This is a genomic window from Paenibacillus ehimensis NBRC 15659 (genome assembly GCF_004000785.1).
Taxonomy (GTDB): domain Bacteria; phylum Bacillota; class Bacilli; order Paenibacillales; family NBRC-103111; genus Paenibacillus_G; species Paenibacillus_G ehimensis.
Window position 1 is genome coordinate 78,026 of record NZ_BILX01000007.1, and the last position, 13,951, is coordinate 91,976.

The 13,951-nt window shown below is 41.3% G+C and carries 12 protein-coding genes; 10 read left to right on the forward strand and 2 right to left on the reverse strand.

Going from position 1 to position 13,951, the window contains the following annotated elements; translation table 11 throughout:
- The first annotated feature begins 310 nt into the window (after positions 1–310).
- Both PEH01S_RS06395 and PEH01S_RS06400 read left to right on the forward strand, forming a co-directional pair.
- Complete coding sequence (locus PEH01S_RS06395; protein WP_127484307.1) at positions 311–913, forward strand: hypothetical protein; 603 nt, start codon at positions 311–313, stop codon at positions 911–913.
- On the forward strand, positions 904–1,803 hold the full coding sequence (locus PEH01S_RS06400) for a transposase (RefSeq protein ID WP_127484308.1): 900 nt from the start codon (positions 904–906) through the stop codon (positions 1,801–1,803). Before PEH01S_RS06395 ends, PEH01S_RS06400 begins: the two co-directional genes overlap by 10 nt.
- Positions 1,804–3,244: 1,441 nt before the next feature.
- Here PEH01S_RS06400 and PEH01S_RS06405 read toward each other — a convergent pair.
- Both PEH01S_RS06405 and PEH01S_RS06410 read right to left on the reverse strand, forming a co-directional pair.
- Complete coding sequence (locus PEH01S_RS06405) at positions 3,245–3,709, reverse strand: hypothetical protein (RefSeq protein ID WP_127484309.1); 465 nt, start codon at positions 3,707–3,709, stop codon at positions 3,245–3,247.
- 227 nt (positions 3,710–3,936) lie between these two features.
- Positions 3,937–5,193 carry a S1 family peptidase gene (locus tag PEH01S_RS06410; protein ID WP_127484310.1) on the reverse strand — a complete coding sequence of 419 codons (1,257 nt, stop codon included), beginning with the start codon at positions 5,191–5,193 and terminating at the stop codon, positions 3,937–3,939.
- 177 nt (positions 5,194–5,370) lie between these two features.
- On the opposite strand from PEH01S_RS06410, the gene PEH01S_RS06415 reads away from it, so the two are divergent.
- From PEH01S_RS06415 to PEH01S_RS06445, 8 genes are all read left to right on the forward strand, one after another.
- Positions 5,371–6,081, forward strand: a complete 711-nt coding sequence (locus PEH01S_RS06415; RefSeq protein WP_127484311.1) for a copper amine oxidase N-terminal domain-containing protein — start codon at positions 5,371–5,373, stop codon at positions 6,079–6,081.
- A gap of 653 nt (positions 6,082–6,734) precedes the next feature.
- Complete coding sequence (locus tag PEH01S_RS06420; RefSeq protein ID WP_246062807.1) at positions 6,735–7,892, forward strand: tetratricopeptide repeat protein; 1,158 nt, start codon at positions 6,735–6,737, stop codon at positions 7,890–7,892.
- A gap of 35 nt (positions 7,893–7,927) precedes the next feature.
- On the forward strand, positions 7,928–8,056 hold the full coding sequence (locus PEH01S_RS35780) for a hypothetical protein (protein WP_281281425.1): 129 nt from the start codon (positions 7,928–7,930) through the stop codon (positions 8,054–8,056).
- Between the two features lie 147 nt (positions 8,057–8,203).
- Positions 8,204–8,425: a Spo0E family sporulation regulatory protein-aspartic acid phosphatase gene (locus tag PEH01S_RS06425; RefSeq protein WP_127484312.1), complete on the forward strand. Its 222-nt coding sequence runs from the start codon at positions 8,204–8,206 to the stop codon at positions 8,423–8,425.
- Between the two features lie 137 nt (positions 8,426–8,562).
- Positions 8,563–8,955 carry a helix-turn-helix domain-containing protein gene (locus PEH01S_RS06430; protein ID WP_307720075.1) on the forward strand — a complete coding sequence of 131 codons (393 nt, stop codon included), beginning with the start codon at positions 8,563–8,565 and terminating at the stop codon, positions 8,953–8,955.
- 356 nt (positions 8,956–9,311) lie between these two features.
- On the forward strand, positions 9,312–9,965 hold the full coding sequence (catA, locus tag PEH01S_RS06435; RefSeq protein ID WP_127484314.1) for a type A chloramphenicol O-acetyltransferase: 654 nt from the start codon (positions 9,312–9,314) through the stop codon (positions 9,963–9,965).
- Positions 9,966–10,252: 287 nt separating this feature from the next.
- A complete protein-coding gene (locus PEH01S_RS06440; RefSeq protein WP_127484315.1) occupies positions 10,253–11,179 on the forward strand; it encodes a hypothetical protein in 927 nt (308 codons plus the stop codon).
- A gap of 625 nt (positions 11,180–11,804) precedes the next feature.
- Positions 11,805–13,892 (forward strand): TerD family protein, encoded by a 2,088-nt coding sequence (locus PEH01S_RS06445; protein WP_174807107.1) that lies wholly within the window; start codon positions 11,805–11,807, stop codon positions 13,890–13,892.
- The last annotated feature ends 59 nt before the right edge of the window (positions 13,893–13,951 follow it).

The window sequence follows — 13,951 nt, forward strand, 5'->3', positions numbered from 1 at the left end:
TTTTCCGCCGTTTAACGGACGATACGGATGATATTTTGGAGGTAGGAAAAATGAATTTATCAAATTTTAAACCACCCAAAAATGTAGGAAATTGGACAAACGAATATGAATTTACCTCGGGCATATTTAATCTATCTAGCAGGACCTATGCAGTTCAAGTAATTAACTGGTAATACATCACCGGACAAAAATTGTCCAAAAAATTTCGAAAAATATCGCAAAAACCACTTGACTTTTCAGAATCACCACCATAATCGCGAAGGATACCTTTTTTACAGGGTATATCTTCCAGATTAAAGGTGGTTTACCAATGTCAGCGTTGCAAAAACCGAGATTTATAGAGCTCCATCATAGTGAATGTGCGGGAGCGCCCATTCTAAAAAGTTTGTGGGAACGTTTTGACTTTTCTCTGCTGCTCACTCAATCCGGCATCATGAAACGGAGTGGAACTCCGTCGTGGCTCATTTGCTTTCTCTATGTCATCGGTCTTGTTTCCAACTGTCCTTCTGTCGTCCAAATGGCGGAGCTGGTCAATAGGGATGCGCTGCTCAAAGCAATGTTTCAGCCCTGGAAACCTGCTCAATATACATTGAGCCGGTTTTTCACTAACAGCTTTGCATGGACGACGTTTGGAAAAAAGCGCATAGAGCGACTGCAGCAGGATCCTTTGACCCGGCTGACGGATGGAGACGTAATCAACCTTGATGATACCCACAGCGCCCATCCCTATGCCAGTCAGCTTCCGTTTCTCAGCCGGCTCTATGACCATTCCCTCAAAATCTATGTATGGGCGGCGAACCTCGTGGTTCTTCAAGCCGTGCTGAAAAGCGGATTAGAGTATCCGTATGGCACAAGCCGGCAGTTAAGGGCGGGGGCCTTACAAAATTGGATCTTGCCAGGCAGATGCTGCTGATGCTGCGTGAATCCGTCTCCTGCCGCTTATGGGTTGCAATGGACCGATGGTACCTGTGCAAAAATTTCTTCGCCTTTCTGGAGGCGAACAACTTTGATTGGGTCACCAAGGCTAAGCGCAATACGGCTTTATTCCGTAAAGTCATCGAACCCGGGACCCGCCGGGAACGCTTTGTTCCGCTGACTCCGGTCATGCTCATCCGTGAAGTGTTCAGGAATTTAACGCGCCAGGCATCATCCGGCTTGTGTTCCATCTCCATTCCGGATATTTACATGAAGCGCCCTTACACCACGGTTAATAAAAAAGGGGAGCAGGTCACCAGGCAGCGATTTGTTCCGGTCGCGGCTGTTGCCGCCATGCGGTTAAAAGAAGATGAACATCCCGAAACGAATTCCGCCGAAACAGAGGGGGAAGACGGACCTGCCACCTATAAAGGGGCGTACCTGCTCATCAGCAATCGGCATGATGTCCCGGAAGAAGCATTGCGTACATACGTCAAGCGATGGCGGATCGAAGTATTCTTTCGTACAGCCAAGCAGGAACTGGCTTTTGAAAAGTGCCATTCAGAATCCGAAGCGCATCATCATGCCCACTTCGAGCTGCTGTTCGCCGCTGAGACCTTGTTAGCGGTTGCCCTGTTTGAGCTGAACAAAGAAAAAACGAGTGATGAAGGCTGCACTCACGGCGAAATGGTTCGCGGCCTCTTCCACACTCGTTGTCAGATTCGCGTAAACAGCCGCAAAGGTTGTCCACGGATCTCCATTGATTGTGACACAAAGGTGCGGCAATTTTCAAGGCTTATTGAATTATTTTGGCCGGAGCATTATCTAATGTTTCTTTGGGTTACGCCTAAACCAGAAATTTACCTATATTTACCACGAGCTGCATAGGTCATGAAATGAACAACCATTTTGGACGGAATCCCAGAGGCATAGTTCTAGCGATAGCTATACTTGCGATTTTGATATTACGCCCTATGGACATGCTTTAGCTGAAGCTTGTGAACGAGACAGAGTCATCGTATCTTTTGAACATAAGAATTTTCAAAAAGAAACATTGGATATATTCAAAAATGGCTTCCTTATTACTTTGATAAATATAATTAATCCTGTGACACTCTCGAACTTGTTATGTGAAAACAAACTAATAACAGACCCTGCCATTTTTTGTCGCTATAGATATAATGGAACCAAGCTTTCTTTTGATTTGCTAGAGAGTGAATTTGGATTCAATGAATTGCAACAAGAAGAAATCAAAGCATTCCTGTCTTCATTTGAATTTTTTGTTGAACTATCGTGGGATGACATAGGAAAAAGTGACGGACTACAGTACAAGCCATACTCTCCTTCTTCCAAACATAATGATTGGTTTAGAAGCGTGGTGAAAAAGTGGCCGAAGAGTCGATAGAAAGTTGAACAGCGTCAGCGGTCGCCTTTGTAGACGGATTTTCCCCGCTTTAGTGGTTTAAAATGAAAAAAATCCGGCTACAAGAGCGAGTGGAAACTTCTATCGACCGCAGGCTACTCGTTTTTCACCGCCCTTTTAGAAATTCGCCATACAAGGGGAAGGATATCTATAAGTTTAGAACTAGTCAAAAATATCGTTGCTTTGGTTTCCGTGAAAATGAAGTGTTTTATGTTTTAAGGTTTGAGCGTGATCACGAATATAGTGACAACGGCTGACAATTTAGCATCTTAAAATGATAGATGTATAAACACTTGAAGACGCATGAAGATCGGAGATATCTATAAGTGGACATGCTGTTAATAATACAGCTCAAACAAAGAAATAACAACGTTCTAATTGGGGACGAAAGCTATCACTATAGAGCAAATGGCATCCAAACAGGACCATGCTGAAATGCAGAAAACCCTTATAAATCAAGGCTTTAGCCTGCCGCGGCAGATGGGAACCAAATAGCCTGTGTTCCCGCATACAACGAATATGTTTTTCTCAAGTGCATTGAGATTAAAATGATACCTGCCGTAAAACTGCCGCAAAAATCCGTGAAAAAGTCTAGTAAAGAAAAAAAATACTAAGATAACTGACTGCAAGAACATTGATTCTATGCGGGATTAAGTAATTATAACAGATGCCGCGGTAACGAGATTGCTTCCCGCATACGGTGCATGTATCGGCATTTATGGGAAATGTTCCAGGTCATTTAATGTAATCCATAATATGCAATGTTTGTTTTACTCATGGATAAATTGTCTTTATTCGCCGCGCACACTTTTTTATTATATTTAAAGTGACGTTGATGTATCCATACTATGTGTATTTTCTGTGTAACACTACCTAAAGCACATTTTTTCTTCTGTTGAATATTGCCTACTGATCTTGATTTTTCTTACTCCATCTATTTATTAAAGGCTCATAATATTCGTATATTTCAAAAATCACCGTATAACAGAGGGTCAGGGTTGCAATTCCCAAATGCGAAATTGAAATATCCGTTAAATAATAATCCAGAATATAGATGAATAAATAAGTTACGAGATACGTTGTTACCATATCGAATATATTTTTGTAAACCTCGCGCCCTTTAAATACACTTTCTTTAATTACTTCAAGGATAAAGCCAATAACCAAATTAAATGGACTAAAAATAACTATGGCAATTGAAAAAAGAAATCCAACACTATTTGTTTTAATTTGAATTCCCAGCAAGGGGATTTTTGATAAACCTATGATTAGTAAAAAATTCAAGCCAACAAATAACCCAATCGAACCTACTACAAGAATACATAGAAGAATAACGAATATTATCTTCCAGAAAATCGGAGTTTTTGTCAAAGTCATCGCTCCAATTGAGAAATCAAGCAAGCCCCGACGTATATCGAGGCTTGCCTAGTTGGTTAAGATTCTAAATTCTTCTGCTCTATATATTGGCTGGCGAATGAGTTGTGGAAAACGTTCAATATCCAGTCATATAGTTTGTTTTTTTTAGAATACGCGTTAATAACACACTAACCACTACACACATCTCATATGCGATGCGTGTAGTGGTATTGAAAAAAATTTTAATTACCTACTATAGCATTTATTCCTAAATCATTTTCTACCAGTGAAGCTTGAGAGTATATAGATTCGTTAGCGCCAGAAGCTTTCAGGACTCCAGCTAAGGCAGAGTTATATCCACTTTCTTTAAATACAGGACCTCCACTATCTCCTTGCTGGGAAAGGAAAGACGCGGATCGTAAATTAGTCATCCAAGGTCCAAATATTCCGGTTGACATAGTTTTGTTTTTTAAAGTACCGCATCGAATACTTTTCGATGTATCTCCAAAACTGCAAACATAGTCCCCAACCATGTCACTATATGCCTGTTGAACCTCTGTAAATGGTCTTACAGATAACGAACCGATGTATCTAGACGTTGTATTATCACTTGAAGTTTGAATTGCCATAGAATCTGAGTTATTGACATTATTATATTTTGTTACAGGGCCAATGGCTGAGCCATTATAGTACCATGTCTCCCCCAGTGTACCGCAGTGCCCCGCTGTGACGATATAATAATTGGAATCATATCTTCCTCTTGCGCTAAAAGCTGATGTGCAGCTTTTCGTATTACTTCTAATGCCAGATCCGCCAATAATCGCTCGGTCAACGGGGCTCCATGAATTATCTACTTTGAATTGTACAAAGTCTTTGCCAAACTTCTCGTTTACATCAGCAATTAGCGCTGGGTCGTTATCTTTAATGCTAATTACTAATTTATTTTCTTGAACGGACAGTTCTAAATAGTTGATTTTAGTTGGGTCCTTTGCAAAATACTTGTCCATTTCATTTTTCTTTTCTTCTAATTGAGCATAAGAGAATTGTGTATCATAAAATTCCACATTTTTATGTGGAAAGTTACTTTGAATAGTCTGTTTGATTTCATTTTTACTTGCGTTTTGGGTTATTCCAACTTTTAAAACTCCTCCGCTAGAATTATGTGAAAAATACATTCCTCCAAAAACGTCCTTTAAACTCTTTTGAATTATTCCATCCCTGAGTTTCTTTGCATCCTCGATGACTTGGTTCCGATTATTCAAATCTTTAAATTCCTCGTCGTTCAAAGCTATTCCAAAAAGCTTCTTCCTTTCAACAAATGCAGCACTTTTGTTAACATCTTTGATGAAATTATCATCGGTATTCAACCCTAGTTCGGCCCGAAACCTCTTTTCTTGCGAAATGTCCTCTATCTCATTTCCTTGAGCCTGGATGACTGAAGGAAGAAATAGAGTAATGGAGAGTGACATTGCCATGCAGATTCCTTTGATTTTTTTCATTCAATTGCCTCCTAAAATTTTTTTTGATTCAAGAAAGTATTAAAATTTATATATAAATACTCATTGAATCCATATTTTGAAAAGAAAAAGAGGAATAATGTAAATATCTATGGTCGTATAATAAAATATGGTAAAATGTACAAGTAGTAAAAAATCATTTAGGATGGTGCTGAAAAAATGAAAAAGTTAATCTCCGGTTTAACTGTGGGGGTAGTTCTATCAACATGTACGATTGCTTATTCCTCTGACACGATTCAGGCAACTTTATTCCCTGCAAAGCTAACATTTAATGGAGTAGAAAAAAAGCTTCCGCAAGACTACGCTGTTTTCAACTATAATGGGCACGCATATCTTCCTATTCGTTTTATTGCGGAAAATATGAATGCAGGGATTCGATACGACGAGAAGTCCAAAAGTATTTCCGTAAATTATTCAGACCCAAGAGAGAAGTTGGCTTTATTAAGCTCTATAAAACAAAAAGACCAGTATGTCCTTTCAATTCATTCGGCTAAAGAAACCTATAGCGAGGGAGATGCAATTAATGTCTGGGGAAGTCTAAGCTTTAGAGGAAATGAAGTAAAAATCAGCCATGGAGCCCCTTTGTTAACCTTTTCCCTAAAAGATGAGTCCGGTTATATACTTGAACAATATTCGGAACTAAGTTCAACAACCGATCAATTGAAGACAAATAACGAATATATGGTGTCCTTGCCTAATAACTTTGTTCGTGAATATTATTTTCAGAAAAATAATCTCAAAAATGAAGATGATTACAATAAAACTTCTTTGACTCTAGGGAAAGGAAAATATACCATAGGGCTCAGAGCGAATTTCTCTGATGGCACAGAACAAAATATCACAACTGAGATCGATATAGTCGTTCACTAGGTTGGGAGCAGATGAAAATGCGGTTCTTAATGAATAAAATTTGATGACGAACCGTACATACATAATTTAACATAAGAAACAAATATATTTTAATGAGTAAAAATATATAAATTTATAATTTATTTGGGATATATCCTTGGTTTTTTTGGGATTTATCCCATTTGTCTCTTATCAATAGCGAAAGTTACCTTTTAAATTATTTCAATAAGCGTTAAAATTGATCCCTCGATTAAATTCCTTAATTGCTGATCGTTAATCCTTTCTCTCCCGCAAAAGCCCAACTGTTTCCCCTTGTGTTTAATCAAAGAAGCAACAATATCAATATTGCCTTCCGATAACATCATCTTGAATGCCACGTTCTTTCAATTGTTCAATTTCTTTTTTAGTTCCGATTTTTTCAATAAACTTTGTTCAGTTTCTTTTATCTCAAGCAAGAATTAGGGGATATCATGATAAACGGTTAATTGTAAGATGAAACATACTTTGTTATAATTAACCATCGTATAATATTGAATAAAAAGGAAGGTATGTATTACGATGGATATTCATGCTAAGTTCCAGAATAAAACCATCTCAGATATCATCTTCCAACTTAGAAAAGAGAAAAACTTGACATATTCAGAGCTTAAGAACTAACAGGTGTCAGCAGAAGTGTGCTGTATCGAATTGATCGTGGGGAGACGAAACATCCTGGATTTAGAACTGTAAAAGCCATCGCCACAGTATTTCCCACTCATTATAAAGAAATTATGGAGTACTACATTCAAGACGAGGAACGAATAGATGTTTTGTTTGAGATACTTAGTGAAATAGTTAATATAGAGGAGCGCTCTTCTTTAGTGCCAATGGTTGCTTTGAAGATACTACAATCCCCTCAAGGTGAGACGGAGGATAACTTACAGCGTTTATATGATTTTACTGGCAAGATAAGCGATTCTGCTTTGAAAGTGATACTTTATAAAGCAATTGTTAAATATTCCAGAGAGCATGGAGTAATGCAATATTTAGCCAAAGGATTGCTACAAAAGCACTTAATAGAACGACTCGATTTAATGCGATTGGAACAATCTTATCAAGATGGTCAGGAAATTTTACATTACACCAACTTTTTATCTTTTGAGGAACAAATCACTTTATATATGAGAATGGGATTACTGGCTTTTGCAGTAAAAAAATACGATGACTGTATCCAGTTGTGCCAGACCGGAATTGTTATGGAGAATAAAGATACCGAATTAAAAGCAAGAGTGTATCTTGCAATGATTAACTCATATTTAATATTAAAAAACTATGAAGAAGTGGAAAGAAATCTAGATATTTTCGAAAAATTTAATTATGAATTTGTCTCAGAATCAGCGAAAATTACACGTGCCATAACAAAAGCGAGAAAAAAGGAGTACGAAGTAGCCTTACCTTTGCTTCAAAAATACTTGGAAGAACTGAGTAGGAGCTATAAGATTCATATAGCGGACGAACTTTTTGAAATTTACTTTGAGATGGGCGATTTGAATGCATGTGAGAAACTAATAGAAAGAGAAAAAGACTTCTTGCCAGTAGATACGAACGGTCCTCAAATATGCAAAGCGATTGGGAAATACTACTTGCAGAAAGGGGAGTATCAATTTACCCTTGGATTCATTGACGAGGGAATCCAAAGTATCCTGAAAAGTATGGATTCATATGGGAGAGTGAATGCATTTAAGGAAAGAGAAGAATGTATGAACAAAATTGTTAATTATTGCATAAAAAGTAGAAATACAATAAAATTAAAACATCTCCTTCTCATGAAGGAGGTATATAGTCGCAAATAAGGTCTTTGAATTAATCTTATTCGGAGGCGAGTGTTATGAAAAAGAAAGTGCTATTGGCAGTCTTGTCTTTAGTTTTTGTTATAACTTTGAGCAATTTTCCACCAGATGTAACTCAAAAACCGGGTCATATTATCCAATATAGCGAGGTTGAACCCGGCTTGTAAAAATGATACTGAACATAAATATGTTATGAAAAACAGGTGCTAGTTGGCACCTGTTTTTTTATTCCACAAATGTAAACAAATCGTGAATAAAAGGAATAGCTGATATGCTAATGCTATTACAGCCTAATCTGAAAGGGGAATTTTTCCATGGGTGTATTGGCATCTAGAAAGGAGGATCATGCCCAATACGATATTAGCCATTTCAGTGACGAAGCATTGCAAAACGTTATGGAAAACATCCTGAGCCAAATGGAAGAAGCAGTACAGCAAGGCAAAAGCTTAACGAGCGAACATATGGTCCAACTGAGCCAACAGTTAGATAAGTACATTTTAATCGTCCAAACTAGGAAGATGGGGTGTATAAGCTGAGCCACTTTTTGAATATCAGCTCAAATCAATACTGTTCATTTTGAGGTGTGTTGATGCAAGAGGGTAGAGTGACCGGGGTTGTTAGAGTGGTAGATGATTTCGGGAGAATTGTAATCCCTACGGAGGTTAGGCGTGTTTTGAATTTAGATCCTAATGTCAGGACAGAGTATTTCTATGATGACGAGAGAAAGGCGATTATGGTTTATAAATACCGCGCCAAAGAATGTTTGTTCTGTTTAGGCCAGCAGCAAATCATATATTTCAAAAAGTTCTATATTTGTATGCCATGCATTCAAAGCCTTCCGGCGCTTCAAGTTTTCCTTGAACGAGTGGAACGTGAACGGGCAGATGCGGCACAAAAAGCTCTTGCGAAAAAGAAAAGAATGACGGCAAGAAGGAAAGAAACCTTGGATCGCCTGCATCAAGCGATGAAGGAAAACCCGAAAGCTTCGCAAAAGGAACTTGCTGAAATCTTAGGAATTTCACAATCATGGATCAGTCAACTGCTCAGGAAGCATGGAGTTTCATAAATGTGCTAACTCTTTCGATAATTGCTTTTATTCGCTTATACCGAATGAGAAAATACATGGCAATTTTGCATATTGAAGACGGAATCTAAATTATTTCAACCGAAATATCTACAATGATTATGATAATGGAAACAGGTGGGTGAATGTCCATTAATCGTGTTCAAGATGTAAGCGAATTAATCAAGCTTACTGGCGAACGTGCAAAATTAGCCCATTTCCATCCATCGAGTATAGCTATATACTTATGTCATGGGCATGGAAATAGCCCTAAAACGGGGAAGGGAATGGTAGTATGAAACGAGCAAGCGAGTTAACCTCCTAAAATACGCACTTTACTATTTTAGGAGGTTATCCAATTGAACTTCACTGTAATCGATATGAACAAATGGGAAAGACGGGCGTACTTCGAACATTTTATGAATGTGACCAGATGTACATTCAGCATAACGGCCAACTTGAACGTTACCAAACTAATCCCAACCCTTCGGGCAAAAGGCATCAAGCTTTGTCCTGCGTTTCTTTATATGGTTACAAGAACGGTGAATGCGCACCGCGAATTTCGGGTTTGTTTCAATAAAGATGGGGAATTGGGGTATTGGAAAAACATGCAGCCCAGCTTTACCTTTTTTCATAAAGATGACAAAACGTTTTCTACCATGTGGACCGATTTTTCCAATGACTTCGGACTGTTTCATCAAAACTATTTGGATGATATGAACACGTATGGCGAAGTAAAGGGCTTATCTGCAAAAGGAAATGAGCCGCCGAATACGATCAATGTTTCATGTATTCCCTGGGTTAGCTTTACCGGGTTCAATCTGAATATTTATACGGATGGGCGGTATTTGCTGCCGATTACGACGTGCGGCAAATATTTTGAACAAGCCGGCGAAATTTTGCTGCCCGTTTCTTTGCAGGTTCATCATGCGGTTTGCGACGGATACCATGCCGGTATTTTTATGAATGAATTGCAGGAGATGGTTGATAATTGCGAGCAATGGTTGCTCTAACAATTCCAGCTATGTTAAGAGGGGCGTGCCCCCTCTTTTTTTGCGTTCAATTTATTTTGCTTCAGAAATAACTAACCAAATCTCCATCACGCAACACTTCAAGGGCTAATCTCTCCGTCATATTGCAACCTGGCCTAGTTTTTCATCCTTGTCGTTAAAGAAAGCAAGGTTGGTTCCAATCTCGGCTTTTCTAGACATTTTAACCGTTTGACACTTCCCTTGAATTATAATTAAGATATGAGTTAATCAGGGCTTTGCATTTTGGACTACGAAGGGAAGATAGGACCTTGATTCATATACTAGTTGATCCGACAGACAAAACAGCCTGGTATCCTAACTATTTATCCGGATTAAGAAAAGGACTTCAAGAAGCGAATGTTGATTTTAGATTCAGTCCAGATTTGCCTGAAAATCCAGATGATGTGGTCTTGATTACAAGATATACATTATTCGACTTGATTCGTCAGGCTAAGCCTACGCCAAAGCATCTCATTATTATGGAGCATGACGTATGGAATCCTTTTACCAATGTCGTTGATCCGGAGACATTATGGATTTTTCAACATCCATCTTGTAAGGCGATTCTGTATACCAATCCGTCGATGTTGGAATGGGGAGAAAGGTCAACGGGTCCTAACAGTTCCGTTAAAGTTATTGCAGCCGGCTTTCCATATGATCATGAGAAGATCAATGCAATTATTGACGAGACCAAACCAACGAAAGACCGAGAGAAATTGGTTGTATTTCCCGGACGATTGAATGAGTTCTATCAACCGTACCTATCGGTTAGAATGGCAATGGAACTCAAGGATAAGGGGTATCGAACCGTGATTACCTCTCCTGTTGAGCCGCAGATCCATTACCCTGTGAGCTTGTGGAGGGATTTGGGCATTGAAGTTGGGAAGTTACCCCAGCAAGAGTATTACCGACTTCTGTCAAAGGCAAAGGCTGCCATTTCAGTAACGATCGGCGGAAGTTTAACCTTAGCATTATACGAGGCATACTTGCTTGGGGCAAAACCCATCATTCCTATGGATGTAAATGGACGACCCCCCTTCACTGAAATTTATGAGCCAAGATATGATATCTTAAATCCGCGTGAAGCGTTACGAATGATTGATGATGATACAGAAATTCATATCGATAAAAAGTGGTTCGACTATAGACGCTATGTTGAGATATTGCTAGACACCATTGATTCTTGTTGTAAATAACGAACAAAGGAGACAGAGAGGTGAATAATGAATTTGAAAAATATCGAAGTGACATCCAAGGATCGGTTCAAGAACGAGTTAGAACCGCGCTTTGTAGCCCGGACTTAAGCATTGAACAAAAAAGGAAGATGCTAAAATTCATTAGGCCTGAGCAATTGGAGTTCTTCCTTAAAACAATCCCCAAAGAAATCCGAGAGCAGATTACTTAATTCACTCCTCGGCAAGCTGGCGTCAAAACTAAACTGTCGTCAGCTTGTTTATCTTGCTATGCTCCTTCTAAAACCCCATTCTGCCCCTGTACATAAATGATGCGCCCAAACCCACTGTCGTAATACTTTCGCCCTGTTCGGTGGCTCCAAACTATGGAATAATCATCCTCAGGAAGACAACGCCGCAAGGCGCGCAGCTTCCGGCAAAATCTCTTCAGGCTATCGCCATCCTTCCTTCTACACCTACCCTGATCTTAGGGTGGCGGCTTTCCTGAAGCGATTGACCATCAGGCTATCGCATCTCTTCCTTCTACCTAACCCTGATTTTAGAGATGCGAATTTCCTGATGATGATCTATCCGTTATGGAGAGGAGGCATCCGGGCTGCCGTATTTCTTTGCTTCCCGGAGTCTTATAATGAGAAACGTCATTTACCTGAGAAGAAGCCGAAAAGTCATCGTCCAACCCGGCCGTCACGTTCTTCCCGATAAATATATGGCAACCGCCTTGAAAAATATCGAGTACCTGGGCTTTACGTTCTCCAAATCGTTAATGGAAGTCCTTCGGACTCTGTCCATCGAAGAATTCACGGCGTTCTACCACCAGCTTGTGGCGGACTTGAAATCGCTCCTGGGAGCGAAGGTGAACTTCAAGCCGATGTACCCCAATTTTCCCGAGCAAATGATGCTGCTCAGCCAAGCCGAGCTGTATCTGAACGCCATCTATCACTACATCACCCTTGAACTGCCCGAGCACGAGGCTATCGAGAGACTCCCATTGCTGGATCAAGTGGATTTGAAAATCATCGATCTGGGAAGCCCGGAAGAGTTTGATCAAACGATCCGCAATCTTATCGCGGCGAACGGCTCGATTTCCGAGCAAGATAAGGAAGATATCGAATGGGTCATCGCAGCCTACGACGATCTGGGCGCCGTGCTGCCGGGCGAGATTCCTTTGAAAGAAAATGTAGGCTTTGTGGTCGGTGCACTGCTTAAGTACAATAAGGCCAGCCTTGACCTCGTCAGCAAATACGTGAAGACCGCAACGGACGTGCTGCGTTTGGCTGCGGCGCTCTCGGATGGGGATGTCAGTCTGGCGGCGAACACGAAGTTCCGCAAATTCAAGCGTGCCGAAAGGCGCTTGCTTCTCGGGCTGCTGAACCGGTGCGGCAATATCGTCGAAGATATGCTGCGCTATAAGCATCGCTGGATACGTCTTGGAGAAATTTTGCACCCCGCCGAATACAAAAACCGGTACGCTCGCTGCCAAGAGGCCTTCGATATTGTCCGCAACGATAAACCGTATGAAACGTTCAACGGAAAAGTGGAGCATGCGCTTCGCCGGAAGGATACGCTGCTCGCGGCAGCTTTGCTGAAAACGCGCGCGGGCGAATTTGCCAGACGGTTGGATCATCTGCTGCGGCTCTCCGAGGATACCGCGCAAGTGATCGGCCAGTTCGCCGAGGTTGCCGATCAGGCATCCACGCCGGTGCTGCTGCAGGTCATGGCTCATTTTAGCCATCGGCAGGAGAGGCGCGAGCTGCGCACCTTTTTCCCAAAAGGAAATGTGGCGAAGGCCGCGGCCATTCCGAATATACTGCCGGGTATTCATCCCGATGCTTGTGAAGCAGTGGTCGACACATGCAGACGTACCTTAATCCGCCGCTTCTCGGAGCTTCCGCCGCTAGGAGACGTTTATATCGACGAAAGCTTGAAGCAGTATTTGATGCCGTTCTCGCAGCGGTCGGCCAGCAAAGCGCTGCGTACCATCGTTCGAGGCAGCCGGGTTCGGATGCCGGAAGGGGATACGATCCGCTTTTTCCTCTGGTGGAAGGAAGGGATGGTCAACGGTAAGCATACGGAGCGCGTCGATATCGACTTGTCGGCGGTGATGTATGATAAGAATTGGCAGTATGTTGAGCATATTTCGTACACGAATCTGCGGTCCGACAAATACAAAGCCGCGCATAGCGGAGATATTACATCGGCTCCCCAAGGCGCTTGCGAGTTTATCGATCTGCATATTCCTTCGATCGTCCGGTATGGCGGCCGATTCATCGTCGCTTCGCTGAATTCGTTCACGGAGCAGCCCTATTGCAACTTGCCGGAATGCTATGCCGGTTGGATGATGCGGCAGTCCCCGAAGACCGGGGAGGTATTCGAGCCTTCGACCGTGGCCGATAAAATCGATCTCACCGCAGATACCCGGATCGCCATTCCGGTCATTCTGGATCTAATGGAACGAACCGTGATCTGGACGGATTTGGCTTTGAAGAAGTATCCGTATTACTACAACAATGTTGAGGGCAATCAAAAAGGGATGGTCGTGATGGGGAAAGCCATGACCACGCTGACGAAGCCGACCCTATATGATTTGTTCACGCTGCACGCGACGGCCAGAGGCCGTAAGGTAGAGCAGGCGGACGAGGCCGACACGGTGTTTGCCGTAGACCGGGGCGTTACGCCTTATGATATTAGCACGATTATGTCGGAGTTCGTGGTATGAATGGACGTATATTGGAACGCCTTATGGGGCGTTTCTTTTTTCTTTGAACCTCACGGCCT

What these genes read in the sequence shown, in the direction of transcription:
- PEH01S_RS06395 (WP_127484307.1), top strand. Translation starts at nt 311, where the DNA reads ATGTCAGCGTTGCAAAAACCGAGATTTATAGAGCTCCATCATAGTGAA.
- PEH01S_RS06400 (WP_127484308.1), top strand. Translation starts at nt 904, where the DNA reads ATGCTGCTGATGCTGCGTGAATCCGTCTCCTGCCGCTTATGGGTTGCA.
- PEH01S_RS06410 (WP_127484310.1), bottom strand. Translation starts at nt 5,193, where the DNA reads ATGAAAAAAATCAAAGGAATCTGCATGGCAATGTCACTCTCCATTACT.
- PEH01S_RS06415 (WP_127484311.1), top strand. Translation starts at nt 5,371, where the DNA reads ATGAAAAAGTTAATCTCCGGTTTAACTGTGGGGGTAGTTCTATCAACA.
- PEH01S_RS35780 (WP_281281425.1), top strand. Translation starts at nt 7,928, where the DNA reads ATGAAAAAGAAAGTGCTATTGGCAGTCTTGTCTTTAGTTTTTGTTATA.
- PEH01S_RS06425 (WP_127484312.1), top strand. Translation starts at nt 8,204, where the DNA reads ATGGGTGTATTGGCATCTAGAAAGGAGGATCATGCCCAATACGATATT.
- PEH01S_RS06445 (WP_174807107.1), top strand. Translation starts at nt 11,805, where the DNA reads ATGAGAAACGTCATTTACCTGAGAAGAAGCCGAAAAGTCATCGTCCAA.